The 26,017-nt window shown below is 38.9% G+C and carries 30 protein-coding genes and 1 other RNA gene; 17 read left to right on the top strand and 14 right to left on the bottom strand.

All coding sequences use genetic code 11. The annotated features are described in order from the left end of the window. Nucleotides 1–446: 446 nt before the first annotated feature. The 4 genes from Q0V26_RS00750 to Q0V26_RS00735 are packed head-to-tail and all read right to left on the bottom strand — an operon-like array spanning nt 447 to nt 3,254. Nucleotides 447–878, bottom strand: coding sequence for a type IV pilin (locus Q0V26_RS00750; protein WP_297474841.1), 432 nt, complete (start codon nt 876–878; stop codon nt 447–449). Then, nucleotides 844–2,136: a hypothetical protein gene (locus Q0V26_RS00745; protein WP_297474839.1), complete on the bottom strand. Its 1,293-nt coding sequence runs from the start codon at nt 2,134–2,136 to the stop codon at nt 844–846. The genes Q0V26_RS00750 and Q0V26_RS00745 overlap by 35 nt, the downstream gene beginning before the upstream one ends. Beyond that, entirely contained in the window at nt 2,129–2,731 is a 603-nt protein-coding gene (locus Q0V26_RS00740) for a prepilin-type N-terminal cleavage/methylation domain-containing protein (RefSeq protein ID WP_297474837.1), read from the bottom strand. Before Q0V26_RS00740 ends, Q0V26_RS00745 begins: the two co-directional genes overlap by 8 nt. Beyond that, nucleotides 2,715–3,254, bottom strand: a complete 540-nt coding sequence (locus Q0V26_RS00735) for a GspH/FimT family pseudopilin (protein ID WP_297474835.1) — start codon at nt 3,252–3,254, stop codon at nt 2,715–2,717. Before Q0V26_RS00735 ends, Q0V26_RS00740 begins: the two co-directional genes overlap by 17 nt. Before the next feature lie 134 nt (nt 3,255–3,388). Here Q0V26_RS00735 and Q0V26_RS00730 point away from each other — a divergent pair, with 134 nt between their 5' ends. Beyond that, entirely contained in the window at nt 3,389–3,799 is a 411-nt protein-coding gene (locus Q0V26_RS00730) for a type IV pilin protein (protein ID WP_297474833.1), read from the top strand. Between the two features lie 124 nt (nt 3,800–3,923). On the opposite strand, the gene dnaJ is transcribed toward Q0V26_RS00730, so the two are convergent. The 3 genes from dnaJ to grpE form a co-directional block, all read right to left on the bottom strand. After that, entirely contained in the window at nt 3,924–5,066 is a 1,143-nt protein-coding gene (gene dnaJ / locus Q0V26_RS00725) for a molecular chaperone DnaJ (protein WP_080158408.1), read from the bottom strand. Nucleotides 5,067–5,166: 100 nt separating this feature from the next. After that, nucleotides 5,167–7,083 (bottom strand): molecular chaperone DnaK, encoded by a 1,917-nt coding sequence (dnaK, locus tag Q0V26_RS00720; RefSeq protein ID WP_297474830.1) that lies wholly within the window; start codon nt 7,081–7,083, stop codon nt 5,167–5,169. Between the two features lie 234 nt (nt 7,084–7,317). After that, nucleotides 7,318–7,932 carry a nucleotide exchange factor GrpE gene (grpE, locus tag Q0V26_RS00715; RefSeq protein WP_297474828.1) on the bottom strand — a complete coding sequence of 205 codons (615 nt, stop codon included), beginning with the start codon at nt 7,930–7,932 and terminating at the stop codon, nt 7,318–7,320. A 193-nt stretch (nt 7,933–8,125) separates the two neighbouring features. Here grpE and nadK point away from each other — a divergent pair, with 193 nt between their 5' ends. The 3 genes from nadK to bamE all read left to right on the top strand — a co-directional run bounded on the left by nadK (nt 8,126) and on the right by bamE (nt 11,382). Continuing rightward, a complete protein-coding gene (gene nadK, locus Q0V26_RS00710) occupies nt 8,126–9,007 on the top strand; it encodes an NAD(+) kinase (RefSeq protein ID WP_045032489.1) in 882 nt (293 codons plus the stop codon). 180 nt (nt 9,008–9,187) lie between these two features. Next, nucleotides 9,188–10,855: a DNA repair protein RecN gene (recN, locus tag Q0V26_RS00705; RefSeq protein WP_297474819.1), complete on the top strand. Its 1,668-nt coding sequence runs from the start codon at nt 9,188–9,190 to the stop codon at nt 10,853–10,855. Nucleotides 10,856–11,025: 170 nt separating this feature from the next. Beyond that, the gene (bamE, locus tag Q0V26_RS00700; protein WP_297474817.1) at nt 11,026–11,382 is read left to right on the top strand and encodes an outer membrane protein assembly factor BamE; all 357 of its coding nucleotides are present in this window, start codon (nt 11,026–11,028) and stop codon (nt 11,380–11,382) included. A gap of 87 nt (nt 11,383–11,469) precedes the next feature. On the opposite strand, the gene Q0V26_RS00695 is transcribed toward bamE, so the two are convergent. Then, nucleotides 11,470–11,778, bottom strand: a complete 309-nt coding sequence (locus Q0V26_RS00695; protein ID WP_297474815.1) for an RnfH family protein — start codon at nt 11,776–11,778, stop codon at nt 11,470–11,472. Further along, the gene (locus tag Q0V26_RS00690; RefSeq protein ID WP_080158413.1) at nt 11,768–12,202 is read right to left on the bottom strand and encodes an SRPBCC family protein; all 435 of its coding nucleotides are present in this window, start codon (nt 12,200–12,202) and stop codon (nt 11,768–11,770) included. The genes Q0V26_RS00695 and Q0V26_RS00690 overlap by 11 nt, the downstream gene beginning before the upstream one ends. Before the next feature lie 205 nt (nt 12,203–12,407). On the opposite strand from Q0V26_RS00690, the gene smpB reads away from it, so the two are divergent. Together smpB and ssrA are read left to right on the top strand one after the other, a co-directional pair. After that, a complete protein-coding gene (gene smpB, locus Q0V26_RS00685; RefSeq protein WP_036795915.1) occupies nt 12,408–12,884 on the top strand; it encodes an SsrA-binding protein SmpB in 477 nt (158 codons plus the stop codon). Nucleotides 12,885–12,995: 111 nt separating this feature from the next. After that, nucleotides 12,996–13,365, top strand: a transfer-messenger RNA (tmRNA) gene (gene ssrA, locus Q0V26_RS00680). A 102-nt stretch (nt 13,366–13,467) separates the two neighbouring features. Here ssrA and Q0V26_RS00675 read toward each other — a convergent pair. Both Q0V26_RS00675 and Q0V26_RS00670 read right to left on the bottom strand, forming a co-directional pair. After that, the gene (locus tag Q0V26_RS00675; protein ID WP_297474805.1) at nt 13,468–14,052 is read right to left on the bottom strand and encodes a recombinase family protein; all 585 of its coding nucleotides are present in this window, start codon (nt 14,050–14,052) and stop codon (nt 13,468–13,470) included. Nucleotides 14,053–14,446: 394 nt separating this feature from the next. Then, a complete protein-coding gene (locus Q0V26_RS00670; protein WP_297474803.1) occupies nt 14,447–15,478 on the bottom strand; it encodes a hypothetical protein in 1,032 nt (343 codons plus the stop codon). Between the two features lie 342 nt (nt 15,479–15,820). Here Q0V26_RS00670 and Q0V26_RS00665 point away from each other — a divergent pair, with 342 nt between their 5' ends. From Q0V26_RS00665 to Q0V26_RS00635, 7 genes are all read left to right on the top strand, one after another. Continuing rightward, nucleotides 15,821–16,528, top strand: a complete 708-nt coding sequence (locus Q0V26_RS00665; RefSeq protein WP_297474800.1) for a hypothetical protein — start codon at nt 15,821–15,823, stop codon at nt 16,526–16,528. 77 nt (nt 16,529–16,605) lie between these two features. Next, nucleotides 16,606–16,824 carry a hypothetical protein gene (locus Q0V26_RS00660; protein ID WP_297474798.1) on the top strand — a complete coding sequence of 73 codons (219 nt, stop codon included), beginning with the start codon at nt 16,606–16,608 and terminating at the stop codon, nt 16,822–16,824. Next, nucleotides 16,821–17,225, top strand: coding sequence for a hypothetical protein (locus tag Q0V26_RS00655; RefSeq protein WP_297474796.1), 405 nt, complete (start codon nt 16,821–16,823; stop codon nt 17,223–17,225). The genes Q0V26_RS00660 and Q0V26_RS00655 overlap by 4 nt, the downstream gene beginning before the upstream one ends. 123 nt (nt 17,226–17,348) lie before the next feature. Continuing rightward, the gene (locus Q0V26_RS00650; protein WP_297474794.1) at nt 17,349–18,044 is read left to right on the top strand and encodes a DUF3592 domain-containing protein; all 696 of its coding nucleotides are present in this window, start codon (nt 17,349–17,351) and stop codon (nt 18,042–18,044) included. 496 nt (nt 18,045–18,540) lie between these two features. After that, on the top strand, nt 18,541–18,888 hold the full coding sequence (locus tag Q0V26_RS00645; RefSeq protein ID WP_297474792.1) for a hypothetical protein: 348 nt from the start codon (nt 18,541–18,543) through the stop codon (nt 18,886–18,888). Nucleotides 18,889–18,972: 84 nt separating this feature from the next. Continuing rightward, nucleotides 18,973–19,494: a hypothetical protein gene (locus Q0V26_RS00640; protein ID WP_297474790.1), complete on the top strand. Its 522-nt coding sequence runs from the start codon at nt 18,973–18,975 to the stop codon at nt 19,492–19,494. Between the two features lie 66 nt (nt 19,495–19,560). After that, the gene (locus tag Q0V26_RS00635) at nt 19,561–20,109 is read left to right on the top strand and encodes a hypothetical protein (RefSeq protein WP_297474788.1); all 549 of its coding nucleotides are present in this window, start codon (nt 19,561–19,563) and stop codon (nt 20,107–20,109) included. Nucleotides 20,110–20,227: 118 nt separating this feature from the next. Here the strand turns inward: Q0V26_RS00635 and Q0V26_RS00630 are convergent, their stop codons facing one another. The 3 genes from Q0V26_RS00630 to Q0V26_RS00620 form a co-directional block, all read right to left on the bottom strand. After that, nucleotides 20,228–20,725, bottom strand: a complete 498-nt coding sequence (locus Q0V26_RS00630; RefSeq protein WP_297474785.1) for a GspH/FimT family pseudopilin — start codon at nt 20,723–20,725, stop codon at nt 20,228–20,230. A 37-nt stretch (nt 20,726–20,762) separates the two neighbouring features. After that, nucleotides 20,763–21,281: a metal-dependent hydrolase gene (locus Q0V26_RS00625; RefSeq protein WP_297474783.1), complete on the bottom strand. Its 519-nt coding sequence runs from the start codon at nt 21,279–21,281 to the stop codon at nt 20,763–20,765. A 448-nt stretch (nt 21,282–21,729) separates the two neighbouring features. Continuing rightward, entirely contained in the window at nt 21,730–22,107 is a 378-nt protein-coding gene (locus Q0V26_RS00620) for a hypothetical protein (protein ID WP_080158418.1), read from the bottom strand. A 217-nt stretch (nt 22,108–22,324) separates the two neighbouring features. On the opposite strand from Q0V26_RS00620, the gene Q0V26_RS00615 reads away from it, so the two are divergent. From Q0V26_RS00615 to ahpF, 4 genes are all read left to right on the top strand, one after another. Continuing rightward, nucleotides 22,325–22,861, top strand: coding sequence for an HPP family protein (locus tag Q0V26_RS00615; RefSeq protein ID WP_080158419.1), 537 nt, complete (start codon nt 22,325–22,327; stop codon nt 22,859–22,861). Beyond that, nucleotides 22,854–23,270 carry a universal stress protein gene (locus tag Q0V26_RS00610; protein ID WP_297474779.1) on the top strand — a complete coding sequence of 139 codons (417 nt, stop codon included), beginning with the start codon at nt 22,854–22,856 and terminating at the stop codon, nt 23,268–23,270. Before Q0V26_RS00615 ends, Q0V26_RS00610 begins: the two co-directional genes overlap by 8 nt. 273 nt (nt 23,271–23,543) lie before the next feature. Next, on the top strand, nt 23,544–24,101 hold the full coding sequence (gene ahpC, locus Q0V26_RS00605) for an alkyl hydroperoxide reductase subunit C (RefSeq protein ID WP_080158421.1): 558 nt from the start codon (nt 23,544–23,546) through the stop codon (nt 24,099–24,101). 252 nt (nt 24,102–24,353) lie between these two features. After that, a complete protein-coding gene (ahpF, locus tag Q0V26_RS00600) occupies nt 24,354–25,934 on the top strand; it encodes an alkyl hydroperoxide reductase subunit F (RefSeq protein ID WP_297474776.1) in 1,581 nt (526 codons plus the stop codon). The last annotated feature ends 83 nt before the right edge of the window (nt 25,935–26,017 follow it).

Below are 26,017 nucleotides of genomic sequence, written 5' to 3'. Positions count from 1 at the left end.
GCCATGATCAAACTCTTCAATTAAAGTTTTGTTGTTTCTTTCGAAACGGCTCAATGAATACTGACTTCAAAACTACCTTAGTAATTTTAAAGCTATTACCGCTTCTGTTTCTACAAAGAGGAACAGAATGGTAATGAATTGACTGTGCCAAATAATCTTCTCTATAAATAGATTAGGTTATTTGTATTGGTCACTCAGTTTATTGATAAATCTTTCGACTTAACTATTCAGTGAGTGCCCACACAGATTGCATGGTCAAATTGTTAAAGAACAATACTGATTTCGGTAACCGCTTGCGCCGTTGTCCGTGTCAGTGAGGTCGCATTATAGAGGGATTTTATTGGCTGACAATCGTTTTTTAACAAAAAAAAACCGTTTGAGCATTTTTTGTTCAAAACGGTTTGCTTTGGATTAAATTGTGTCTTTTTAACGATGATAGCCGTTGTTTAATCAAATTCACTGTATTTAGAGATAGCGGTTTTTAGAGATACTGCCTGCGATACGCTACGGCGATCAGCCCAACTGACACTAACATTAATAGTTCGCAGTGCATCTGATAACGATAAATTATCAGCATCACAAGTAAGCGTATAATCAGTACCACTCACCATCGATTGCAGACAATTAGTTGATTCAGCCATGCTTACAAAGGAAATCAATCCAGTCGCGCCACTGATATTACTGGCACGGGTTTGGTAATACTCCATCTGCGCTTCTGCTATATGAAGTGCATCTAAAGTCTTTAATGCGTTTTCTGCTTTTACTTCCATATAAGCTTGCATCTTGACTAAACCTAATACGCCAACAGAAAGCACGCCAAGAGCAATCACCACTTCTAATAAGCTAAAGCCTATTATTTTTTTGATATTCGAAGTCATGCCAAGATCCTTCTTGCCAACGTGGTTGATTAAATACTGATAACGCTGAATTAATAACATCTTTATTGTATCTAAAATCAATTGCACCATAAAAAAGAGCACTATGTCCAACACTATCAAATACTTGGCCACCACTAAATATAAAACTACCTTTTTGATAATATGATGAAATAGAAAGATAATCAGAAGGAAAAATAGAAGAAGAATTTCCTAAGGTAATATTAGCATCTAAGCCAACCCATGATGTATCCCCTATAGAATAATCATAATTAAAATGTACAATCATTCCTTTTAAACCTTTCGCCTTTTCTGGAGGAGGAGGAGGAAGAGATGGATCCATAAACGAAAGTAACCCATCATGAAACACAAGTAGAATTCCTTGTGTTTTTTCACTTTCATTAATTAAGTCCTCGAATGCAGAAGATTTAATTTCACAATCTCCTTCGATCCATATTCTTTCTTTCTTACTTGGGTGTTTTAGAATATCTACAATTAAATCACCACAATTACCACGATTAAATCCATTTGTTGTTAATAATTCAAACTCACCACTATCTCTTACTTCATTGTGATTTATTTTTTCGACTCCGAAGATCTCTTCGAATGGAGAAACTGATGAATCTTTAACAAAATCACCATTTATGATTCCATCATCATCATGATCAAATATATTGAAATGATTTGGTGCACATTTATTTCCTAATGGATCAAAATCATTAAATGGTAATTCCCCTCCAGGATAAATACCTTTACTATCTATTACCGCTGCATAAAATCTACTTCTATACCTTAATGCAACGCATTGCCAACCATCAGCTTCTAAATTACCTGGATCTGGTGTCATAAAACTAACACTGCCATAAAAATATAAATCCGCACTCGAACGCATAGCTCCTGATTTTCCACTCCCCCCAAGCTTAATATTCTTAAATATTTTTTTTGATTGTAAGAAATTAGTAACCTTACTTTCTAAGTGAAACTCTGTTGATGTCACTGGAGTCAGTGTTAACTCTAATTCAGCAGTATTACATTCATCAAAATCAGTGAAATTATTTTTATTTATTTTGTATTCAGTAAACCCACACTCCAACCCACCTTCAGCAATCCAGTGTGCTTGTCTCGCTAAGACTTCATTTTGAGTACGCTTAATCTGATAAAATAAATTCTTATATGACGCCAATGAAAATAACAGCGCCACTATTAATAACATGCTGGTGATTAATAATGTCGTCATCCCTGACTGTTGATGCTTATTCATTATGCCAATTCCTTGCTTTAATCTGAATCGACTTCGCAGTACTTACTGCATCATCATTTTTTAAATGCGCAGCAAGCGTTATTTTAATTAATTGACTGGTCGCACTCGCAGAGCTAATAGGTTTATTCTCAATATCAAATTGATTTACAGAGATCTGCTTATCATAAATTAACGAATAAGATAGAGCTCTAGATAAAGAGCATGCATTTAAGGCTGTTATTTCATCATCCGTTGAACGATAAACTAATTTTTCATCTTGTTTGTTGTACATCACTTCATTATATCGAAGACCATCAGGAGAATGATAAGCATAAGCTAGACAGTTATTAGCTGTATTTACATAAACGACATTACTCGCACCTGATAGCTTCAAACTTGAAGTACCACTCGACACATACCCTGCTCGCAATACATCTTCTTTGATCAATCGAAAAGCGTCATTAACATCTTGTTGTAATAACAATTCTAATGAACGCTTATTCGCGGCTTGATAACCTGATAAAAAAACCGAACCGACAATACCTATCGCAATCAATCCTACAGACGATGCTATTAGTAATTCAATTAAGCTAAAGCCTTTATTCGCAGATTTCATAATTACTCAACTTATTCGATCCAGCTTGTAGACAGGTATAAATGCGCCCAGTCTTATTATAAAGAACGGTATTTAATTTATAGTCACCAATGTTATAACAATAACTACCAGCTAAATTAGGTTTGCCATTTAATTTATTAAATGTCACCATACCTGTTCTAAATGTCGTTTCTAATTCAATATTTGAAAAATTTTCACTAGAGACCTCAGCTAACGTAATCGCACCAGATGTTGTTCTTGATATTATCGACCAAGTAGGTGTTCCAGCATCATCTATCACTACCTGAATATTGTCACCACGCATCACTGCTTCTGATTTGGCTTGCACTAATAACCACTCTATTTCTGTTGCCAAGCGCTTAATTTTATTCGATTCAATGAGGCCACTGAAACTTGGGGCTGCCATTGCCGCAACAATGCCGATGATCACCACCGTGAACACCAATTCCAACAGCGTAAATCCCCGCTGACGGTCACCATTGTGATGTATGTGATGAAAATGCGTGGTAATTTCGCGAGCCATTCCCCAAATCCCTATTAACGTTATTCTGATCCCTAAGAACAACTTGCTTCAGAGTTTATCACCACCGCAAAATAGCAGAATAAGGATATCAACCAGTTATCGAGACAACTCGAATATTTAAGAGATTACGGAAGATGATTAAACAAAAAGGCGTGACGCTGATCGAAATGTTGATTGCAGTGGCAGTCATTGGAGTATTAACCGCCATTGCTTACCCTTCATATCAATCGCATATATTGAAGGGGCATCGTACTCAGGCTATGGGGGATTTGATTAAAATTCAATTGGCGCTAGAAGAAAGTTATACCCAAGACAGTGCTTATGATTTTACTATTGTCAGTGATGGTAGTTGTTCTTTTTGCGATACAGATAAAGACCGTTATGTATTGGAATTAGAGAAAAAAATCACGGATGGTCTCATCACGGGTTATCTCATAAAGGCAAAAACTGTACAGTTACAAAATAATGATGAATGCAAAGATCTAAGTTTAGACCAAACAGGTAAAGGATCATCATCAGCGCTAGAACCCATAAATTGCTGGTAAAGCATTAAATTCCCTATCGCCCTCGCGAGCATTCACTGTAGGGAATGACGGATATTCTTGGTATAAAAAAACCGCTATTAGCATTCACTAATAGCGGTTTTTATTTATTCTTGTTTGCGACGAATTAGTTGGTTAAATCGTCGAAAAACTTCTTTACACCGTTGAAGAAACCTTCTGATTTTGGCTTGTGCTTACTCGCATCTTTACCACCAAATGTTTCTTCCAGTTCTTGCAGTAGTTCTTTTTGACGCTTGCTTAAATGTACTGGTGTTTCAACCACCAATTTACAGATAAGATCACCGCGTAAACCACCACGAACCGAATCAACACCTTTACCACGCATACGGAACATACGGCCCGTTTGCATCTCAGCCGGTACTTTTAAGCTTACACGGCCATCAAGGGTTGGTACTTCAACTTCACCACCTAATGCTGCCATAGTAAAACTTACAGGTACTTCACAATGTAGATTATTACCTTCACGCTGGAAAATGTGGTGATCTTTAACATGTACTTGAACGTACAAGTCACCCGCTGGTGCGCCAAGTTCTCCAGCTTCGCCTTCGCCGCTTAAGCGAATACGATCGCCAGTATCGACACCCGCAGGGATCTTAACTGAAAGCGTTTTAGTTTCTTCTACACGGCCTTCGCCATGACATTTATCACATGGATCTTTGATAATTTGGCCACGACCATGACAGTGTGGACATGTTTGCTGAACCGCAAAGAAGCCCTGACGCATCTGCACTTGTCCAGCACCATGACAGGTACCACATGTTGTTGCAGATGAACCTTTTTTAGCGCCTGAACCGTCACAGCAATCACAACCAACTAATGTTGGTACACGGATTTCTTTCGAACAACCGCGAACAGCTTCTTCCAACGTTAGTTCCATGTTGTAGCGAAGATCTGAACCACGCTGTGCGCGTTGTTGACGACGGCCACCGCCACCACCAAAGATATCACCAAACACATCACCAAAGATGTCACTGAAGTCTGCACCGCCGCCGAAGCCGCCGCCGCCACCGCCCATACCACCTTGTTCAAAGGCTGCATGGCCGTATTGATCGTAAGCAGCGCGCTTTTGGTCGTCTGTTAGAATTTCATAAGCGTACTTCACTTCTTTGAATTTCTCAGCAGATTCCGCATCACCCTGGTTACGGTCGGGGTGGAACTTCATTGCTAAGCGCTTATAAGCTTTTTTAATGTCACGCTCACTTGCGTCACGAGCCACACTTAACACTTCGTATAAATCACGTTTCGACATAACTTGATTGTCACCTAGCTAGATATAGTTACGGGCGTTAGAGTAACCTCAAACGCCCGTAATTTAAACAAGATGTTAATTAATAGATATTAATAACGTCTTATTTGTTGTCTTTAACTTCTTCAAACTCAGCATCAACAACGTCGTCGTCTTGCTTAGCTTGTTGCTCGCCAGTTGCGCTATCAGCTTGTTGTGCTTGCGCTTTTTGTTGAGCGATTTCCATTAGCTTTTGAGATGCTGCAACAACCGCTTGTACTTTCGCATCGATTGTTTCTTTATCTTCGCCTTTGCGTGCTTCTTCTAGTTCAGCAACAGCAGCTTCGATTTTTGCTTTCTCATCAGCAGGAAGTGCTTCACCAGCTTCTTCAATTTGCTTACGAGTACCGTGAACAAGTTGGTCAGCTTGGTTACGAGCAGTTACTAGCTCTTCAAACTTCTTATCCGCTTCTTTGTTAGCTTCAGCTTCTTGAACCATCTTCTCGATGTCAGCATCGCTTAGGCCACCAGACGCTTGGATAGTGATCTTCTGCTCTTTACCTGTAGTCTTGTCTTTCGCAGAAACGTTTAGGATACCATCGGCATCTAGGTCAAACGTTACTTCGATTTGAGGCATACCACGTGGTGCAGCTTGAATACCTTCTAGGTTAAATTGACCTAGAGATTTGTTGAAGCTTGCTTGCTTACGCTCACCTTGAATAACGTGGATAGTTACCGCGTTTTGGTTATCTTCAGCAGTAGAGAACACTTGGTTCGCTTTTGTTGGGATAGTTGTATTCTTCTCGATAAGCTTAGTCATTACGCCACCCATGGTTTCAATACCAAGAGATAGTGGAGTAACGTCTAGAAGTAGCACGTCTTTAACGTCACCAGCAAGTACACCACCTTGAACAGCAGCGCCTACAGCAACAGCTTCATCAGGGTTAACGTCTTTACGTGGCTCTTTGCCGAAGAATTCAGTTACTTTAGCCTGAACCATTGGCATACGAGTTTGACCACCAACAAGGATGATGTCGTTGATGTCGCTAACAGATAGACCAGCATCTGAGATAGCTACTTTAAGTGGCTCAAGAGTACGTTGTACTAGATCTTCTACTAGAGATTCTAGTTTCGCACGAGTCACTTTGATGTTCATGTGCTTAGGACCAGTCGCGTCAGCTGTGATGTAAGGTAGGTTAACATCAGTTTGCTGTGCAGAAGATAGCTCAATTTTCGCTTTTTCTGCTGCTTCTTTTAGACGCTGCATTGCAAGAGGATCGTGCTTAAGATCGATACCTTGCTCTTTTTTGAACTCATCTGCTAAGTAGTTGATTAAACGTGTATCGAAGTCTTCACCACCAAGATGTGTATCACCATTAGTTGCTAGAACTTCAAATGTTTTCTCGCCTTCAACTTCATCGATTTCGATGATTGAGATATCAAAAGTACCGCCACCAAGGTCGTAAACAGCGATAGTACGGTCGCCGCCAGTCTTATCAAGACCGTAAGCTAGAGCTGCCGCTGTTGGTTCGTTGATGATACGTTTAACATCTAGACCTGCGATACGGCCAGCATCTTTTGTTGCTTGACGCTGTGCATCGTTAAAGTAAGCAGGTACTGTGATAACAGCGCCAGTAACTTCCTCACCAAGGAAATCTTCAGCTGTTTTCTTCATTTTCTTTAGGATTTCAGCAGATACTTGAGGAGCAGCCATTTTTTGGCCTTTCGCTTCTACCCATGCATCACCGTTGTCAGCCTTAACAATTTTGTAAGGCATGATTTCGATATCACGCTGAACTTCTTCGTCTTCAAAGCGACGACCAATTAGACGCTTGATAGCGAATAATGTGTTTTCAGGGTTAGTTACCGCCTGACGTTTTGCTGGTTGACCAACGAGTGTTTCACCATCTTGCGTGTATGCAACAACTGATGCTGTTGTACGCTCGCCTTCTGCGTTCTCAATTACACGTGGCTTGTCGCCGTCAAGTACTGCTACACAAGAGTTAGTTGTACCTAAGTCAATACCAATGATCTTACCCATCAGACAATCTCCGAAATTCGTTATATGTTCTTAACTACACCCAATATCAAATGGGTTAGCGGTTCGGGATAACCCCGTGACAAATACATTTAATGTCTTATGACTACTAGATAAGGCCGCCAGATTACTTTTCAAGGGGCGATCCCAAAAAAAATGCAAAAAAACAAAAAAACCCACCAAAGTAGGCCTTATTTTGCGTCATTATCAAGTAAGCCTTGAATCATTCGCTGTAAATTACGCTTGAGTATTCACGTTACCCGCAGCGGCTTTTGATACCATTACCATTGCAGGACGGATCACACGACCATTTAGCTCGTAACCTTTTTGCATTACAGCCATGACAGTATTAGGTTCAAAATCAGCACTTTCTTGCATAGCCATTGCTTGATGGAATTCAGGATTAAAAGCTTCACCTTGTGGATCAATCACTTTTAGACCAAATTTACCAACGGTTGTTGTCATTGTCATCAATGTCAATTCAACCCCTTCCATCATAGCTTTGGTTGCTTCGTTATTCTTGTCGGCCATTTCAATAGCACGCTCAAGGTTATCAATAACAGGCAGCAATTCTTCAGCAAATTTGTTTAATGCGTATTTACGTGCTTTATCAATTTCTTGCTCAGAACGACGACGAATATTCTCGCCTTCAGCACGTGCGCGTAATGCTGCATCTTTTACTTCATTAACTTCTGCATCTTTTGCTAATAAAGCAGCTTCAAGTTCTGCAATACGAGCTACGTATAACTCTTGCTCAGATTCAACAAACTCACCCTCGACAGCTTCGACTTCAGCAGCTTCAACTGCATCGTTTAGCTGCTCATCCTGTACATCGTGTTTTTTGTTAGTCATGCGTTGGTTCTCCGCCAAGATAAAAGGGTTTTATTCACTCAGTAGTCTTATTAGATAAGCACCACTTTTAAAATACTCTTGAGCATATTATGGGGATGAAGTTCAATGATTCAAGCCAATATTGACAACAAACCACGACAAGTTGTTTTTTCTAAGGCTATACTGAGCCACCATCATTTGTCGGAACAGGGACATGAAGCGTATTTTTGATACTATCGCGTTAATTGGCAAACCACGTAATCCTGAGGCATTACAAACTCACTCAAGCTTATATGAGTGGTTAACCGCGCAAGGCTATAACGTGTTAGTCGATCATCGATTAGCCAACGATATTGACGTACCTGAGCATTGTTTTTGTGATTTGCTCACCATTGGTGATAAAGCAGATCTCGCGGTTGTTGTTGGTGGTGACGGCAATATGCTCGGTGCCGCTCGCGTTTTATCACGGTTTGATATTTCAGTCATTGGCGTTAACCGTGGCAATCTTGGTTTCCTGACTGATCTTGATCCTGAAGATTTTGAGCAACAGCTTGCTCTCGTATTGGCTGGCGAATTTATCAAAGAAGATCGATTTTTACTTGAAGCTGAAGTGCATCGTCACGGGCAAATAAAAAGCCGTAATGCCGCCTTAAACGAAGCGGTGTTACATCCAGATAAAATTGCCCATATGATAGAATTTGAAGTTTATATTGATGATTGCTTTGCTTTCTCGCAACGTTCTGATGGCTTAATTATTGCGACCCCAACAGGTTCAACAGCCTATTCACTGTCAGGTGGTGGCCCAATTTTATCAACCAGTTTAAACGCTATTGCACTGGTGCCAATGTTTCCTCACACCCTGTCATCTCGCCCATTAGTCGTTGATGGCGATCGTTGTATTAAACTGCTGGTGTCCCCCAATAATGGCAGCACCCTAGAAGTCAGTTGTGATGGTCAAGTATCGCTTCCCGTAAGTCCTGGTGATGAAATTCATATTTATCAAAGTGAAGATCGCCTGCAACTGATCCACCCTAAGAATTACAGTTACTACAATGTCTTACGTGGAAAATTAGGCTGGTCGAGTCGACTATTTTAAAATAAATACCACTTTTTCCCCTCAAAACCAGCACACTTAAGCGGCTGGTTTTTTGTCATTACTCCAAAAGTTAATCTAAGTCACATTTTATCTGAATAATTATCTCCCCAGTCTTTACTGGTTATAAATACAGTATATACTGTATGAAAAAACAGGTGTTGATTTAAACAGGTGAACACAATGCTCGCGCATATGACGATCTCTAATTTTGCTATTGTCAAAACTCTTCAATTTGAACTAAAACCCGGCATGACCACTATTACAGGTGAAACCGGTGCAGGTAAATCTATTGCTATTGATGCCTTAGGTTTATGTTTAGGTGATCGCGCTGAAGCCTCTATGGTGCGACCAAATGAAGATAAAGCTGAAATTTCAGCCGCATTTTTATTGGCAAATAACCAAGCTGCTCGACGTTGGCTCGAAGATAATGAGCTCATTGATGGCGAAGAGTGTATTTTGCGCCGTGTGATCACCAAAGAAGGCCGCTCACGTGGTTTTATTAATGGCAGCCCTGTTCCCGCATCGCAGCAAAAAGCGTTAGGGCAACTGCTGATTAATATTCATGGCCAACACGCACACCAACAGCTAATGCGCCCTGAATATCAACAACACATGCTTGATCAATATGCAGGTCATCATCTCTTAATTGATCGTACTCGCAGTGCTTATCAACGCTGGCGTCAAGCACATAACGAGCTAAAACGCTTAACCCAAAGCCGTGATGAAAACGAAGCACAAAAACAACTCTTACAATACCAAGTTAAAGAGCTTGATGAATTAGCCCTTGGCGAAGAAGAATTCATTGAGATCGAAGAAGAACATAAGCGTCTATCAAATTCAGGTGAACTGGCTATTTCAAGTCAAACCGCCTTATCGATGCTTTATGACAACGATGATGGTAACGCGCTGCAACTGTTACAAATGGCTTGTCAGCAAGTGAACAATCTTGGTGAATATGACAGCAGTTTAAGTGCGATTCCGCAAATGCTGGAAGAAGCGATTATTCAAGTTCAAGAAGCAAGCCAAGAGCTACGTAGCTATCTTGATAACTTAGACATGGACCCACATCGGTTAATTTATCTTGAAGAGCGTTTAGCTAAAATCATGTCGATGGCACGTAAACATTATGTAATGCCAGCCGAGCTTTATCAAAAGCACCATGATTTACTAAAAGAACTTGATAACCTTGATTGTAGCGATGAACGCCTAGAAGACATGGCAGCTAACGTTGAAAATCTACGTCAACAATGCATTGAAGCGGCTGAAAAGCTAAGTAAAAGCCGCCAACGTTACGCCAAAGAGCTTGATCAAAAAATCACTGAAAGTATGCATATGTTAAGTATGGAACACGGTGAATTTGAAATTGCACTGACCAGTGATCCTGAGCGCATGTTAAGCCCATTAGGTTACGACAGCATTAATTTCTTAGTTTCAACCAACCCCGGCCAACCGTTACAACCATTAGGCAAAGTGGCCTCAGGTGGTGAGCTTTCCCGTATTTCACTTGCGATTCAAGTGATCACCGCTCAAAAAGTTGAAACTCCAAGTTTAATTTTCGATGAAGTCGATGTGGGTATCAGTGGTCCAACAGCCGCTATCGTCGGTAAAATGCTACGCAAACTAGGTAAATCAACCCAAGTTATGTGTGTGACTCACTTACCACAAGTTGCGGGGTGTGGTCATCAGCAAATGTTTGTCGCCAAGAAAACCACCGATGGTCAAACTGAAACACAGATGCGTCCATTAAGCACTGATGATCGTATTGCTGAGCTAGCACGTCTATTAGGCGGCAGTGAGATTACTGAGCGCACTCTCGCAAATGCGAAAGAACTGCTGGTTGCGGCATGATTTAATTTCGCATCTTGCGCGAATATGAAATAAACTAAAACCTTGATGCAACTATTGCGGCCAGCAGTAGTCGAATATCAAAATATATTACTTTTTTTCTTTACCGCTTTTTACTTCTGCCAAGACCTTGTTTATCATCGCAGCAGTTAAAGCTAAAAAGCCAGGATGCTATGAGTTGGAAAAACATTGCAGCCCTAACCTTAGTGTTGGGCTTACTTAGTGGCTGTTCGGTCACTGAACGTTTGGTTTATCGTATTGATATTGACCAAGGCAACTATGTAGAACAAAAAAGTGTTAATACCTTGCGTGTTGGCATGACGAAAACGCAAGTTCAATATGTGCTGGGTACACCTATGTTAGTTGACCCAAGTTACCCCAATACATGGAACTACATTTTCTACGAACAAAATGGTCATGATAAACCGGTTCAAAAGAACTTGTTCTTAACCTTCAACCAACAGGCACAGCTTGTTAGTATGAAAGGTGATTACAAGCAAGGCCCTAACTTCATGGATTCTATGAATTAATTCCATTCATAGAAAATGGTTGTTTTCAAAGTAATAAAAAAGCTCGCTATAATGGCGAGCTTTTTATTATCTGCAATAAAATAAGTATTACTTTTCAGCGTCTTTTTTAGCTTGTTCTGCACGCTTGCGGCGGATCTCTCGTGGATCTGCCACTAATGGACGATAAATTTCAATCCGATCGCCATCGCGCGCGGTCGCATCTAATTTCACATTACGACTGTAGATACCGACTTTATTGATGATTAGATCAATCTCAGGGTACATGGTTAATATCCCTGATTGTTCGATGATCGCTTGAATCGGGGTTTCAGCAACAACCGCCAGCTTTAACACCCGCTGCACGTTGGGCAGTGCAAAAACAACCTCAACATGAATTAAGGGTTGATCAGAATGCATACACTTCTCTTGCTCGCTGTGTGAACGCCTGCACCATATTACTGGTCAGATCGCGAAAAACTTTACCAAAAGCAACATCAATTAGCCCACTGGTAAATTCAAACTCTAAGTTTAATTCAATCTTACAAGCAGTGGCATCAAGCTCAGTAAATGTCCATCCGCCGACTAATTTTCGAAAAGGGCCATCCACCAGCTGCATTTGAATCTGGTTAAAATCGACCAATTTATTATGCGTCACAAATGTTTTGCGTATACCGGCTTTGGCAACATCAACCGACGCCATCATATGACTGGCAGAACTCTCAATGATCTTACTGCCCGCACAACCGGGTAAAAACATCGGGTAAGACTCAACATCATTCACCAAGTTAAACATTTGTTGGGCACTAAAAGGCACCAGTGCCGAACGACTAATTTGTGGCATAGCTTCTCCTTCATCGAACGCATCCTCACTCTGAAGATAAAATCTATTCGCTGCGTTTAGTCAATGATACCATTACTGGGCTATCGACCAAAATAACAGTTACCATCAAGCGGTATTATGGTAACGTCAATAGCTTATTCGACCAGAAAAATCACTGATATTAGATTTTGTTCTGGGACTGCAACAATGACTCTACGAGGTCAACATGGCTAAAAAACCAAAGCAAAGTAGCAATACTATTGCAAAAAATAAAAGCGCTCGTTTTGAATTTGCCATCGGCGACGAATACGAAGCAGGTATGGTATTACAGGGTTGGGAAGTAAAAGCTATCCGTGACGGTAAAGTAAACATGACTGAAAGCTATGTTTTCTTACGTAACGGTGAAGCATTCATTTCAGGCTTAACCATTGCGCCATTAAACGCGGCATCAACTCACGTTGTGGCTGATCCAACCCGTGTACGTAAGCTATTGCTTAACCGTCGTGAACTGAGAAAACTAGAAGATTCAGTGAACCGCGAAGGCGATACTATCGTGGCATTGGTGATGTACTGGAGCACTTCTTTCGTAAAAGTGAAGATCGGTACTGCACGCGGTAAGAAACTGCATGATAAACGCGCTGACAGCAAAGCCAAAGATTGGCAACGTGATAAAGCCCGTATCATGAAAGGCAATAACCGTTAAGACACCTATGCAACATGATGTTAGCATTTGAATAGTAATCAATCACTTGGTCAGTGAATAATAATAAAGCTATTGACCTAGTTAAATATTCTGCTAACATCAAACGCATCTGGGGCTGATTCAGGATTCGACAGGATCACGAAGGCTTGTGGAGCATGTCGAGGTGCGGTTTGCCTCGTTAAACAACCGCAAAAAAATAGTCGCAAACGACGAAAACTTCGCACTAGCAGCTTAATACCCTGCTAAGAGCGCTCCTGCCCTAGCTTCCGCTTGTAAGACGGGGAATAACAGGGGTTCAAACCCAAACGAGATAGCGAGGGATTCTTTGACTAGAGAGATGAACCGCGAAATAGAATTCTGGTATGTATTAGCATAGCGTGTCAATTCGCAGTGTGGATACGAGAATAAAGATTGACTAAGCATGTAGCGCCATCTGTTAGACTGATTTTGGACGCGGGTTCAAATCCCGCCAGCTCCACCAAACGTTTGGAAAGGGCCACTTCTTTGGAAGTGGCCTTTTTTAATGCCTAAAATTCAGTAAAATCATCACGTTAGCTTGTTTTATTTCCTTATATATCCTCAGTTAACTTACTTTAGCCCGTTGAACCGTACTAGGGTTGCATCCTACTTTCATGGCCACTTCTCGAACGGATAAGCCTTGTTCTAACAGTTCGATAATCTTTGCCTTACGTTCCATATTTGGTTTACGTCCTGAAAATTTTTCAGCCCATAACTTCGGATCTTTCTTAATTGCTTGGCGCCCAGCTTCAGCACTTGCTAAACGGTTCTTACGTTCTGCAGCAGCCATTGCGGTGATCATGGTTAATTGAATATTAGTTGTCATGTCTTGCATATCATTACCAGAGTAAGCAAAGGTCATATTCTGATTAATGGTTTTGATTGTGACACCACGTTTTAACAGCTCGCGGATAGTTGTTTCTGAATCGTGATAGTCACGGCCTAAGCGATCTATCCACCAAACGACCAGCACATCATCTTTTCTTAATTTATCGAGTAACCGGCTTAATTGTTCACGCTCTGTTGCGGGTACTGTTCCGCTACAAACATCAGTTGATATCTCGATGCCAGGATATGACTTTTGAATGTCGCTAACTTGGCTATCTGTTGTTTGTGTGGTTGTTGATACTCGGGCGTATGCAAATTCCATTTTATCTCCCCAGTTGTGTGCTTATGGTTGTCATGTGCTAAATATAGTGTGTGCATATCGAAAAGTAAACACCAAAAGCGTACGCGATAGGGGATGTTTACACGTATGCAGTAGGGCATGATTAAAAGCATACGGGGTTTTAAGGGAATACGGACTAGGGGCGTTTATTGTGTTGAAGTGGTGATTTATGAATTAGGTAACATGGTTAACAAAATAACAATGTGGATTTATCTTTGTTTTCACTAAGGAAAACCCATTAAAACACCGGCTATTCTGTTCGTTTTGAGTGAATAGCGATCACGTTGCTGCAACAACTTTAAGATGTCACATTTTGTTATGATTGGGTTCTAGCTTTTAACAGAACCCAATTTAAAATAGACATGCGCATTATAGATTATATCTTTTCTAAACTCATTATTTTGGCTGAACTCTCATAACCATCAACATTATGGTAAGTGCCTTTCTGATCAGTATATGTTTCAACTGTGGAATCTGTGAGTGTGCGAATAAGTGTGTATGTAAAATTCACATCAATAACCTTTCTAAGTACAACAACTTGCATTTTAATTCTGCTCTTTGCAGGAACGGTTACTTGTGTTGTGTCTGTAATAGTTTCCGTTGTGCTTTTGCTACCACCCCACACGTGTTTATAAGATAAATCAGTAGTAACTGTTATTTCCCCACCAATTATGGATGGAATGCCAGCGAAAAATTTAACTGCGGCACCTACGGAAACTCCAAACTCATTGTTCCATGTACCTACGGTTGACTTTTGGTATGAATATTCAAGCGTTTTAACAATATCCGTATCGAATGGATTTTCTACAGTGCATTCCAGCGTAACTAACGGCGTAGTATCTATAGCTTTAGCTGAAACCAAATCATATTCTACATTGGTAATTTCCTTACGTAGCAAATGCTCACCAATTATGAATTTTGAATAAGAATCAATTTCATTCTTTTCTACTTCTATATTGTCTTGTTTTCCTCGACGTATACGACTTAAAAACAATCCTGTATCACCTTTCAGTGCGATTGTATTATCATTAATATAGATATATTTGAATTTACAAAAAGCATCTAATTGATCTTTTGCAAACTCAACGTGATTAACACGACCTCTATTTATTCGACTAAGGTATTTGTTATTATCTCCCTTTAGAGCAATCATGTTATCTTCATTAGGAATTAATTCGACTTTAAAAGAGCAATATAGGTCGTCTGGATTTTTACTTGCTTCGCAGTTGTCCTGATTTCCTCGATTAATACGACTTAAAAACATCCCATTATCTGATTTAAGAGTTATAGATGGAGGCCAAGAGATTTGTTGGTTTTTTTTTGTAGCTGAACAAGATAGATTATCGTTAGAGGGCTTAGCCTCACAAAGATTTATTACATTAGGACGGATCGCATCGATTGTATTCATTATGTAATATCCATATATGGTGCATTAATAGATAATAGTATGTGAATATATTCAGATACTATTAATAATGGTTCAATCATACATTTACATAGTACTGGGATGCTTTCTGAAGCGTGGCTCACATATATAGATTGAGGATATTCGAAAACCTTAATTTTTCTTATGATTAAACATAATACCTGTAATGACTACCAAATTTGTAGCCCCTGTTGCAACCATTTAGAAATGTCACACAGTTCTGCAAGTTAGAAATGTCACTCTTGTTGCAACCATTTTTGGTAGCATGGGAGAGATCTCGTTCTGAGATTGTTAAGTAAAAAGTTAACCTCACTAAGGGTATATATGAGTAAATTTGTGGATTCGATAACTCTTTGGATTTGTGTATTGTTGCTGTTGTTCGTTGGAATGGGAGCTGGTTTCATGTTAAACGGCGCAGGGATCATGCCTGTTGCATCTTTTATTGCTTCCGTAGCAACTATTTTGGCGTTTTTACTCGCAGTTAAAGCCTATTTTCATTGGAAACTTACAGATACATTGTCTCAACAAATGCATATATATCGAGAAATTATCATGGAGTTAGCTGCATTTGATCTTATATTTGAATGTTTATTCTCTGAAACAATTCTCTATGAACACCAAAATAAAGTTGCAGAGTTTCCATCTATTGAACAACGAGCTAAATTTCAACGTGTAATATCTATTGTTGATAGGCTAGATGAACTAATTATTAAGTGCTACGCCATAGATCCTGAGCCTTGTTGTCATATTGAAAGTGTAAGCAAGTCTGAGTTGGCAACATTCACTTTTAATGGTGATTATCTGGGTAGACTAAAAGGGTTATTAGCTAGAGTTAGGCATTTAGAACGGCTTGTAAGAGAGCAGTATAAGATATTTTCAGTTGATGGTTATATCTTAAGTACTTTACCAGAAGAGAGAAATTATAATATTGGTGAATCGTTTGGTAGTGCTGAGTCTTTAGTTCAAGTCTATCAATATATAATAAAAGATATACGAGATATTGAATTGGATTTAAAACTTCGCATTAAGTAGTGCTAACGCACCTTATGGAAATATTGGTCGGTTCATCCATTAACGTTCTACAGTATGTTTTGAATGATGAGTACACATTGAACAAGTTAGGTGTTGATCAAGCTAAAATATTTATGAATATTTTAATTACTTCAGGTTTAGCTTTAGGAGCAGCTGCACTTTTCCCTGTTATTGCTTCAACTGCCGTATATTCGGGTGTAACACTTGTTGTATCTAGTTTTTCTGTGTGGGTATTAGACAAAACAACCGATTTTGAATCTAAGTTTATTAATAAGGTTTTGGAAGCTTTTGAATGAGATATAAAATAATTTGGAGCTTAACAGCACCTTTACTCTTGTGCGCTTATGGTTGGCTTTGTTGGCAGCTTGTAATGCCCTTATTCAAGGCAACTTCAGTTGTTTTATATGAACCTATTGGTTATATATTGGCAATATTATTTGCCGGCTTTGGGGGGGGGTTAGTTCTTTTTTATAACCGCTTTTTTGAATTGTTCTCAATTAAGAATAAAGAGTTACCTAAAATTAGTATGAGAATTATGTTTATAGGTGGTGGGGTTATAGGGCTAGTTCTTAATATTGCAATTTATAATGTTGTGATAAAACCTAACAACATGATTGAATGCCCCCTCCAGGTTGGCTACAAGAAAAACTTAATGCGTGAGTATGTTACTGATCTTTCCTTGTGCGAGAAGTTCTAGAGTCTTTCGATTTAGTGCGTATAAAATCAGTGATGTTAAATACAGCCATTTTGAGCAAATTATGGCCTAGACTTTTTATAGGGTAAGATAAATCTCTTATTTCACTAACTTATTTCACTAACTATGAATATAAAAAAAATAAAAATATTATTTTCAATAATAGGTATCTGCTTTCTCATAGGATCTGTATTCTCATCCATAATCACGTTCGATTTTATTAAAGCCACCGTTATAGGTAGTGGTGAAGTAATCGGATTGGCTGAATCTAGATCAGATAATTCTTCTAGTTATGCCCCCGTAGTGTACTTTTCCGATTCGAATGATATTGGTTATGAATTTACATCAAGCGTTAGTTCTAATCCTCCTTCCTATCAAGTAGGAGAGTTTGTGGAGGTCATGTATTTAGAATCAAATCCAAATGAAGCGAAGATCAATGAATTTTTCTCGCTATGGGGTCTGCCTTTAATACTGGCTTTTTTTGGAATGGTGTTTTCATCTATTGGTTTCGGTATGCTTGTGTTTGATCTCCTTAAAAATAGAAAAGGAAATTATCTTGTTGAGAATGGACTAAAGGTTGAAGCAAAATTTTCTAGTGTAGAGATTAATTATTCATTGCAAGTGAATGGTCGTAATCCATATCGCATAGTTGCAGAATGGTTAGATCCAGAATCAAACCATATTTATATATATAAAAGTAAAAATTTGTGGTTTGACCCGACTGATTATATTAGGAATGAGTACATCAGTGTATATGTGGACAAGGCAAAGCCGAAGAAGCATTACCTTGATGTTTCATTTTTACCAACTGTTGTTGAATAGGCATAATTAACACCCGTTATATGAATTTTAGAAGGTCGCTTAGGCGGCCTTTGTTGTATCTGGACGTTACCGCGAATCTGTCTGTCTGTTAGTGCGCGTTAGATGCATACTGTTAAATAGGGCTGTTTTTAGATAAAAGTCATAGTAGGTGTCGAGTGAACGATATTTATGGTCTTAAAATCGTTTCTAGGGGCTATTTGAGTCATGTCAGACTGATAAACGATTTATGCTGAGATGGTATTGTTAAATTTAGTTGGTTTAAATAAATCTAAGAATATTTTGAAGGTCACTACGAATCTAATAGCGATGGATTATTATATTTACAGATTTATCAATTTCACCAAGTTCATCTGCCATTTTATTAATTGAATTATTACTATAGAACAATCAAAAAAAACTTTGGTCACAATGGGTTTTTATTAGGAAAAACAATTACTTGTGATCAGCCCCTCTTTGTTCTATGATTTGGTTTTACATCTGATACTTGGAATATATTATGACCCTATGTTTCTATTTATTAACTTACTCCGTTAACCCATTCACTAACCTTGATAGTGATAAAGAGAAAGCAAATAAAGTACGAGCTAAGATTGCTGATATTTCACATAACGATTGGAATAAATCTAACAATGTAGAAACTACATTTAAAGGTAGTTTTATCGTTAATGGCATAACAAAAGAACAAAAAGAAGCAGCATCAAAGGATTTTGTTAAGGAACAATTTGTTCATATTTTACGTGAGTATGATGCTAATTGTTATGACGTAAAAATAGAGTGTGAAATGATGATAAGTGAAATTGATTTAAGTTTTTCTTTTGACGTTACGTGGTCTCGACCCATATAAAACGCATACTATTAAATACAGTAATTTTTATTTGTAACTTTAAAATAGATACTGACGAGGCATTGGGATTTTCGGGGAATAATATTGAGTTACGAAAACGATAATAGGGTTGATGTACACAAAATTTTCGCAGAACGTACAGAACAAATTGAACTGGATCGAGATAGGGAACAAGTGGAACAGAACGTTGCAGTTATAAAAGAAATAATCTCTCATACATACAGTAAAGCTAATTCATATAGTAACGTGATAATTGCAGCGGGTTATGTTGGTTTCTTCACATTATGGTCAGGTATAAAAAAAGATATACCTGATTGGGCTGTATTAACTTCAGGCGCATTAATCCTTTTGTCGTTAATGATTTTTATTGGTTTTGAATTGTATAAAATGATTAGCGGTGCTGTTCACATGAGAAAGATAACAAACAGAATTCGACAACCTACAATGGATACTTTGGCTGAAATTCAACATATTGAGCAGCAGACAAACTTGTGGAATGCTAGGATTTGGGTATTTACCTTAATTCCAACAGTGATTTCTGGATTATTAGCTGGCTTAGTATTACTAACTGGTTTTTTAATTAAATTTTCTGTTCAGTATACATAAGTAGATTTGACCTTAAATACCGCCCAATTTTAGGCGGTATTTTTATTTGATATAAAAGGTTGAAAATTGATAACTAAAAAAGTAATTGATAACTCAGAATATAGTAAAAATGGTTTTTATCAGTTGATATGGTTTAGAGGAGATGAGTTAAAGGTAGAAATCAATAGATATTATTGGTTTTATTTAACTTTAATTGAAATGCTTATTGGTTATGACTTGGTTGAAAATGTCATTCTCACCTCAAATGGAAATAATAATGAGATTGGGAAAGGGCTACATTTAAACATGATTATACCAAGTGGAATTATCAATAATTTTTTAAGGGAAAGAATTCTCGATATTTTGTATTTTAAATACTATTGTCGATATAAAATGTTATGTATATCTTCTGTTGTCGATAATGATTTAAATGAGATTAATTGTACGAGAAAAGTCTTTTTTGCTAAAAAGGGTAACTTTTATCAATTTATAGCATTTAGACGTTGTTATGATCTTTTTTGGTTAGTCCTAAATCTGTTTGTTGATATTATTGTTTATTTTTATACAAATGATATTTCAATAGTGTTAATTTCAGCAATATCGATCGAGGGAATCCGAAGGGTATTAAAAATATAACTAAATTTACCTTCCATGCAAGTACGCATAAATAGATTTGATGTTAAATGCTAACAATTTAAGAGGTCGCTTCGGTGGCCTTTTTCTTAACTACAGTCGTTTAATTTATATCACCCCCTCACTGATACAACCGTCCAAACATATGCATTTGCATGGTGACTGCTTTACCACTCTCTTTCTCAAACGTTAACCAATCTATGATTCCCTCTCCTGCATTGAATTTAGGGTGCCCATTCATGCTATCGATCTTAATCGTGGCGTAGTCTGTATGCCGTTTGATGTTTAATCCTTTGAGGCTATGTCCATCAACAATATAAAGGGTGTTGTCGTTGGTGGTGCAGCTGTTGGCCGTGGGTTCGGTGGTGGCGATAACGCACCAGTCATCGGTATAGGTTTTGGTGTCAGTGAGTCCTACTGTGTGCAGGTACACTTCTTTGTTGCGCATCACTGATTCTGACTTGGCGGCAATGAATAGGCCTTTGAGTTCGGTAACTGTTCGTTCCATCTTGTTACGTGCTATTAAGCCATGAAAGCTAGGTGCTGCGGCTGCGAGGACTATCGCTAAAATAGCGATAGTAAAAATCAACTCTAGTAATGTAAATCCATTTTTATTCAATTTATTACCTTTATTTATGTATTACATTTGTACTACATCATAAGAATTTGAAGCGGTTAGCTTTCCACTCTGAACCATCGATTAATCCCTTGTCGTAATAGCCAGCCCAATCGAAAAAAAACGGGCTAAAACTGCTCTCTCCAATCAAGTGACTGATGCCAACGCAGATGATGATCACTCCTGCTGATATGACATATTCTATGGGGTCGCCCGTCCTAAAGCGTCCTCCAAATAAGTGAAAGCGTCGGTCACTGTAGGGGGAAAACGGCACTCCACTTACTGTCATGGCGTCAGTTAAAATGTGGCTGACTCCGCCCCAGGCGAATGCCATAAAAATGCCGTGGTAATCCCAAATGAAAGTGAATGCAATTGCAGCTATTAACCAGTGGGTAAGAACGTGAGTCGGTCCTCGATGTTTGATTTTGCGGCCACAAATTTTGGCAACGTATTCCATCCAGTCGGGGGCTGTGGCTCCTGCTACACATACGGCAACGTGTGGTGGTGAAACTACGGCACACAGTGAACCGGCTATTAAGGTGTGGTTGAGCCATTTCATTGCGGTTCGTCAATGCTTGTACAAACGCGGCCACTTGGCTGGCGGTACCAACTCTGCGTTTATGCTCCCACTCGCGTTCGCGGGCTTGTTCTGTTGTGTCCTAGTTGTGATATACAAGGTTAAAATCGTTCATTATTCTTCCTTTTTTGATCAGCTTAATCATCGAAGTTAAGCTAAAGTCCAAGATCATTAGAGTCATCTTCTTAACTCGGTTTTTTACATTGCTATATGAGCAATGTTGCAATTTCATCAACAAACAACTCAAGAGTTGTACCGAACATTAAATACAACCTTTAAGTTGTATTATTAAGAGAATTGAGCGAATTAAAGTCAAAGGTTTAACTATTAAAATAAAAAAAAGCGCCAGCAAATCTACATTGCTAGCGCCTTAAATCAACCATCATGTTACGTATAGCGCACATGGTGGTTTAATGATTACATTGAGTGACTACTCATCAATGCCGCAATCAGTACAACTTTGTAATACGATTTCGTGTTCAAACACAGCAGTCTCGCTACCATCAGCTAGTAGCTCTGCGATTTCTTCCGCTACTTCTTGCTCATCTTCTGCTTTCACTTGATTTGCTAGTGCTTCTTCTGAGTAACCGTAAAAGTTTAGCAATAAGTAATCACGCGCTTCATCTTTAGTACAAGTCACGTTCACCAACAATTCTGGATCAACATTGCCTTGTGCGATCATCGCTGTTACTTGTGCGACAACCTCTTCTTTCATTGCTGGTGTTAACCAACCAAGATCTGCGTTTACTGTATTTTTGTTGCATTTATAACAAGGCAGTTTATGAAAGTAATATTGAAAGCTAGTCATGAGTCATTTCTTCTTTAAGTTTTGTATTACACGATTATGAGGTTTTTCTCAAAAAATACTATCTCAATAGCCATTGAAGATAAAAACTCTTGCTGAGAAGCAAATAACTATCATCACCGCATTCTTAGATAATACTTATGAGGCATTAATAACCCGCTCATTTAACTATAATTGGCATATAATATTAATAAATTGAACTAATAAGTAAGTATTACGAATGGATAATATGCAAAAGGGGATCCATTATAAGATCACCCACCCAGCTCATAAACTATGGATGATTGCGTTAGTTGCCGCAGCAGGATCTGCATTATGTATTGGTATTCTTGCCTTTGTCGATGGCGTTGCCAAGGGTGACTATCTATTAGTCGCACCGTTTGGCGCCACCATGGTATTGGTCTTTGGTTTACCACAAAGCCCTTTAGCCCACCCTAAAAATGTCGTATTCGGTCACTTAACAACAGCGATCATCGGCATTATCTTTGCCAATCTTTTACCGGTAACGTTTTGGTCTCTTGGGCTAGCTGTAGGTGTGGGGATTTTCATGATGATCATGCTTAACGTTACCCATCCACCCGCAGGCGGAAACCCGTTATTGATCATGTTAGGTGCCCATACCAGCATTCTGTTTGCGTTTTATCCCATTTTTGCAGGTAGCTGCATCATTGTTCTAATTGCACTGTTGTACCATGCATTAGTCTCTCGTCTAGAATATGCATGGGTTAATAAACCTAAAGAAGGCAAAGATGTATAAAAAAGTATTGTATGCGCTAGATATTGATTCTAAGCCCTATCTTCTCAAAGCGTTGGCTTTAGCTGATCAACTTAATGCAGAACTGTTTGTCGGTTATGCAACCAATCTTGATGAACAACTATTTTCTGATGATGCCTATTTAGGAAATAAAGTTGGGGATGGTATTGTTAATACAGAAAAAGCCGAGCTAGAAACAAAAATACAGGCGTTAATTACAGACACGGCCTTAAATAGAGATCATGTTTATATTGTTAATGGACCTGTTGGTATGGCTATTGAACGATTGGCGACAAATTTAGAGGTTGATTTAGTGGTGATGGCTAACTCTCACCATTATTTTAGTTTTTTATCTAAAAATGCGCTTCTCATAAAATTAGCGACTCATCATGATTTTTTAAGTTTGTCTTGATGGTAAGCGTGTTACCTCTATTAAAGGTCTTATTTGATTGTCAAATAGGACCTTTTCATTAACCGAATCACTTCATTTATTATTCATACCTACCGCTGTTACTAATCATCACCTCTCCTTTAAAACACACCTCTATCAATAATAGGTTTTGACTATTGAATGTATCGGCTTTAACGATTTCCTTAATATTCCCATTTTGACAATAATGGCTTCAGAGATTTGATTTGCACTACAGCATAAAAATTAAAATTATTTTCAAAAGGATTCCATATTATGATTAACACTGAAATCAAGCCATTTAGCGCTACAGCATACAAAGAAGGCAAATTCGTAGACATCACTGAAAAAGATGTTTTAGGTAAGTGGGCAGTATTCTTCTTCTACCCAGCTGACTTTACTTTCGTATGTCCAACTGAGCTTGGCGACCTAGCTGACCATTACGCAGATCTACAATCTCGCGGTGTTGAAGTATTCTCTGTATCAACTGATACTCACTTCACTCACAAAGCATGGCACGACAGCTCTGACACAATCGGTAAAATCAACTACTTCATGGTAGGCGACCAAACAGGTAACATCACTAATAACTTCAACGTTATGCGTGAAGGTCAAGGTCTTGCAGACCGCGCTACTTTCCTAATCGACCCACAAGGTGTTATCCAAGCAATGGAAATCACTGCAGAAGGTATTGGCCGTGAAGCTGAAGACCTAATGCGTAAAGTGAAAGCAGCACAATATGTTGCAGCACACCCAGGTGAAGTTTGTCCTGCAAAATGGAAAGAAGGCGAAGCAACACTAACACCTTCTCTAGACCTAGTTGGTAAGATCTAATCTTATTTAACCTTTGATGACAATATTCATTTTTGACGCCGAATCTGAAATAAATATGGCTCATCCTACTTTTAAATAATCCGTTTATTTAAAAGTAATAAGGCATCAAACATATATCACATGTTTGGTGCCTTATTAATTAGAAGACCTTCAAACATATTTACGCCTTTTTATATAGGCAATATGTCGTATTTCAGTAGACCCGCATTGATTATCTACTGTTAAGCCGTGAACAATTAAAAAGGCAAGATTATGTTAGACCAAAACATGAAGCAGCAGCTACAAGCGTATTTAGAAAATTTAAAAACTGATGTACAACTGGTATTAAGTTTAGATGATAGTGACACTGCAAAAAAACTGCATGAATTGGCTTACGAAATTGCAGAACTAAACGATAAAGTGAGTATTATTGAAGACAGTGATGCCAGCGTACGTAAACCTGTAATGCAAGTGGTTAACCCAACCAAACAGACCTCAATGAGCTTTGCTGGTCTGCCAATGGGACACGAATTTACTTCATTGGTATTAGCACTACTGCACAGCGGTGGTCACCCAATGAAACTAGAACAACCAGTTATCGATCAAATTGCAGCATTAGATCAAGACATAGTTGTTGAAACCTTCATTTCACTTTCTTGCCAAAACTGTCCTGACGTTGTGCAAGCATTTAACATGATGGCAGCGATTAACCCACGTATTAAAGCAAGCATGATTGATGGCGCAGCTTTCCAAGCTGAAGTGACTGAACGTAATATCATGGCGGTACCGACTGTTTATGTAAACGGTGAAGTCTTTGGTCAAGGCCGCATGTCGCTAACTGAAATTTTAAATAAGCTAGACACAGGCGCCGCTAAAAAAGCAGCAGCAAGCCTTAATGATAAAGCCCCATTTGACGTATTAGTCGTTGGTGGTGGTCCTGCTGGCGCATCCGCTGCTATCTATGCTGCACGTAAAGGTATTCGTACTGGTGTTGTTGCCGAGCGCTTTGGTGGCCAAGTAATGGATACCATGTCTATCGAGAACTTCATTTCTGTTCAAGAAACAACGGGCCCTCATTTAGCGGCAAGCTTAGAAGAGCATGTAAAACAATATAACGTTGATATCATGAGCGAACAACGTGTTAACAATATCGTTGCTGCAACAGATACTGATGATGGTTATGCTCATATTTACTTAGAAAGTGGCGCAATTTTAAAATCTCGCAGCGTGATCATCAGTACAGGTGCTCGCTGGCGTGAAATGAACGTCCCTGGAGAGCAAGAATACCGTAATAAAGGTGTGGCTTACTGTCCTCACTGTGATGGTCCATTATTTAAAGGCAAACGTACTGCGGTTATCGGTGGTGGTAACTCAGGTATTGAAGCGGCAATTGACCTTGCGGGTATTGTTGAGCATGTTACGGTGCTTGAATTTGCTGACACCCTACGTGCTGACCAAGTGTTGATCAACAAAGCAGAAAGCATGCCGAATATCGACATTATTAAAATGGCACAAACCACAGAAGTGGTTGGCGATGGTACTCGCGTAACGGGTATTAGCTACAAAGATCGTAACACTGATGAAATCAAACACATTGAACTTGCAGGTATCTTTGTTCAGATTGGTTTAGTGCCAAACACTGAATGGCTAAAAGAGTCAGCCGTTGCCTTAACACCACGTGGTGAAATCGAAGTTGGTGCTCACGGTAATACTAACGTTAATGGCATCTTTGCTGCAGGTGACGTGACAACTGTGCCTTTCAAGCAAATCATCATTGCGATGGGTGAAGGCGCGAAAGCAAGTTTAGGTGCATTTGATTACTTAATTCGTACTCCAGCACCAACTGCTAAATAATTCTTTTATTTATATAATAAGAAAATAATAGTAAAGGCCTGTTCTAAAGAATGGGCCTTTTTTCTCTAAGAAAAATAAACAAA

The sequence above is a fragment of the uncultured Photobacterium sp. genome (genome assembly GCF_947039875.1).
GTDB lineage: Bacteria > Pseudomonadota > Gammaproteobacteria > Enterobacterales > Vibrionaceae > Photobacterium.
Note: the sequence above shows the minus strand (reverse complement) of the source record. Positions and strands in the feature narration are given on the sequence as shown.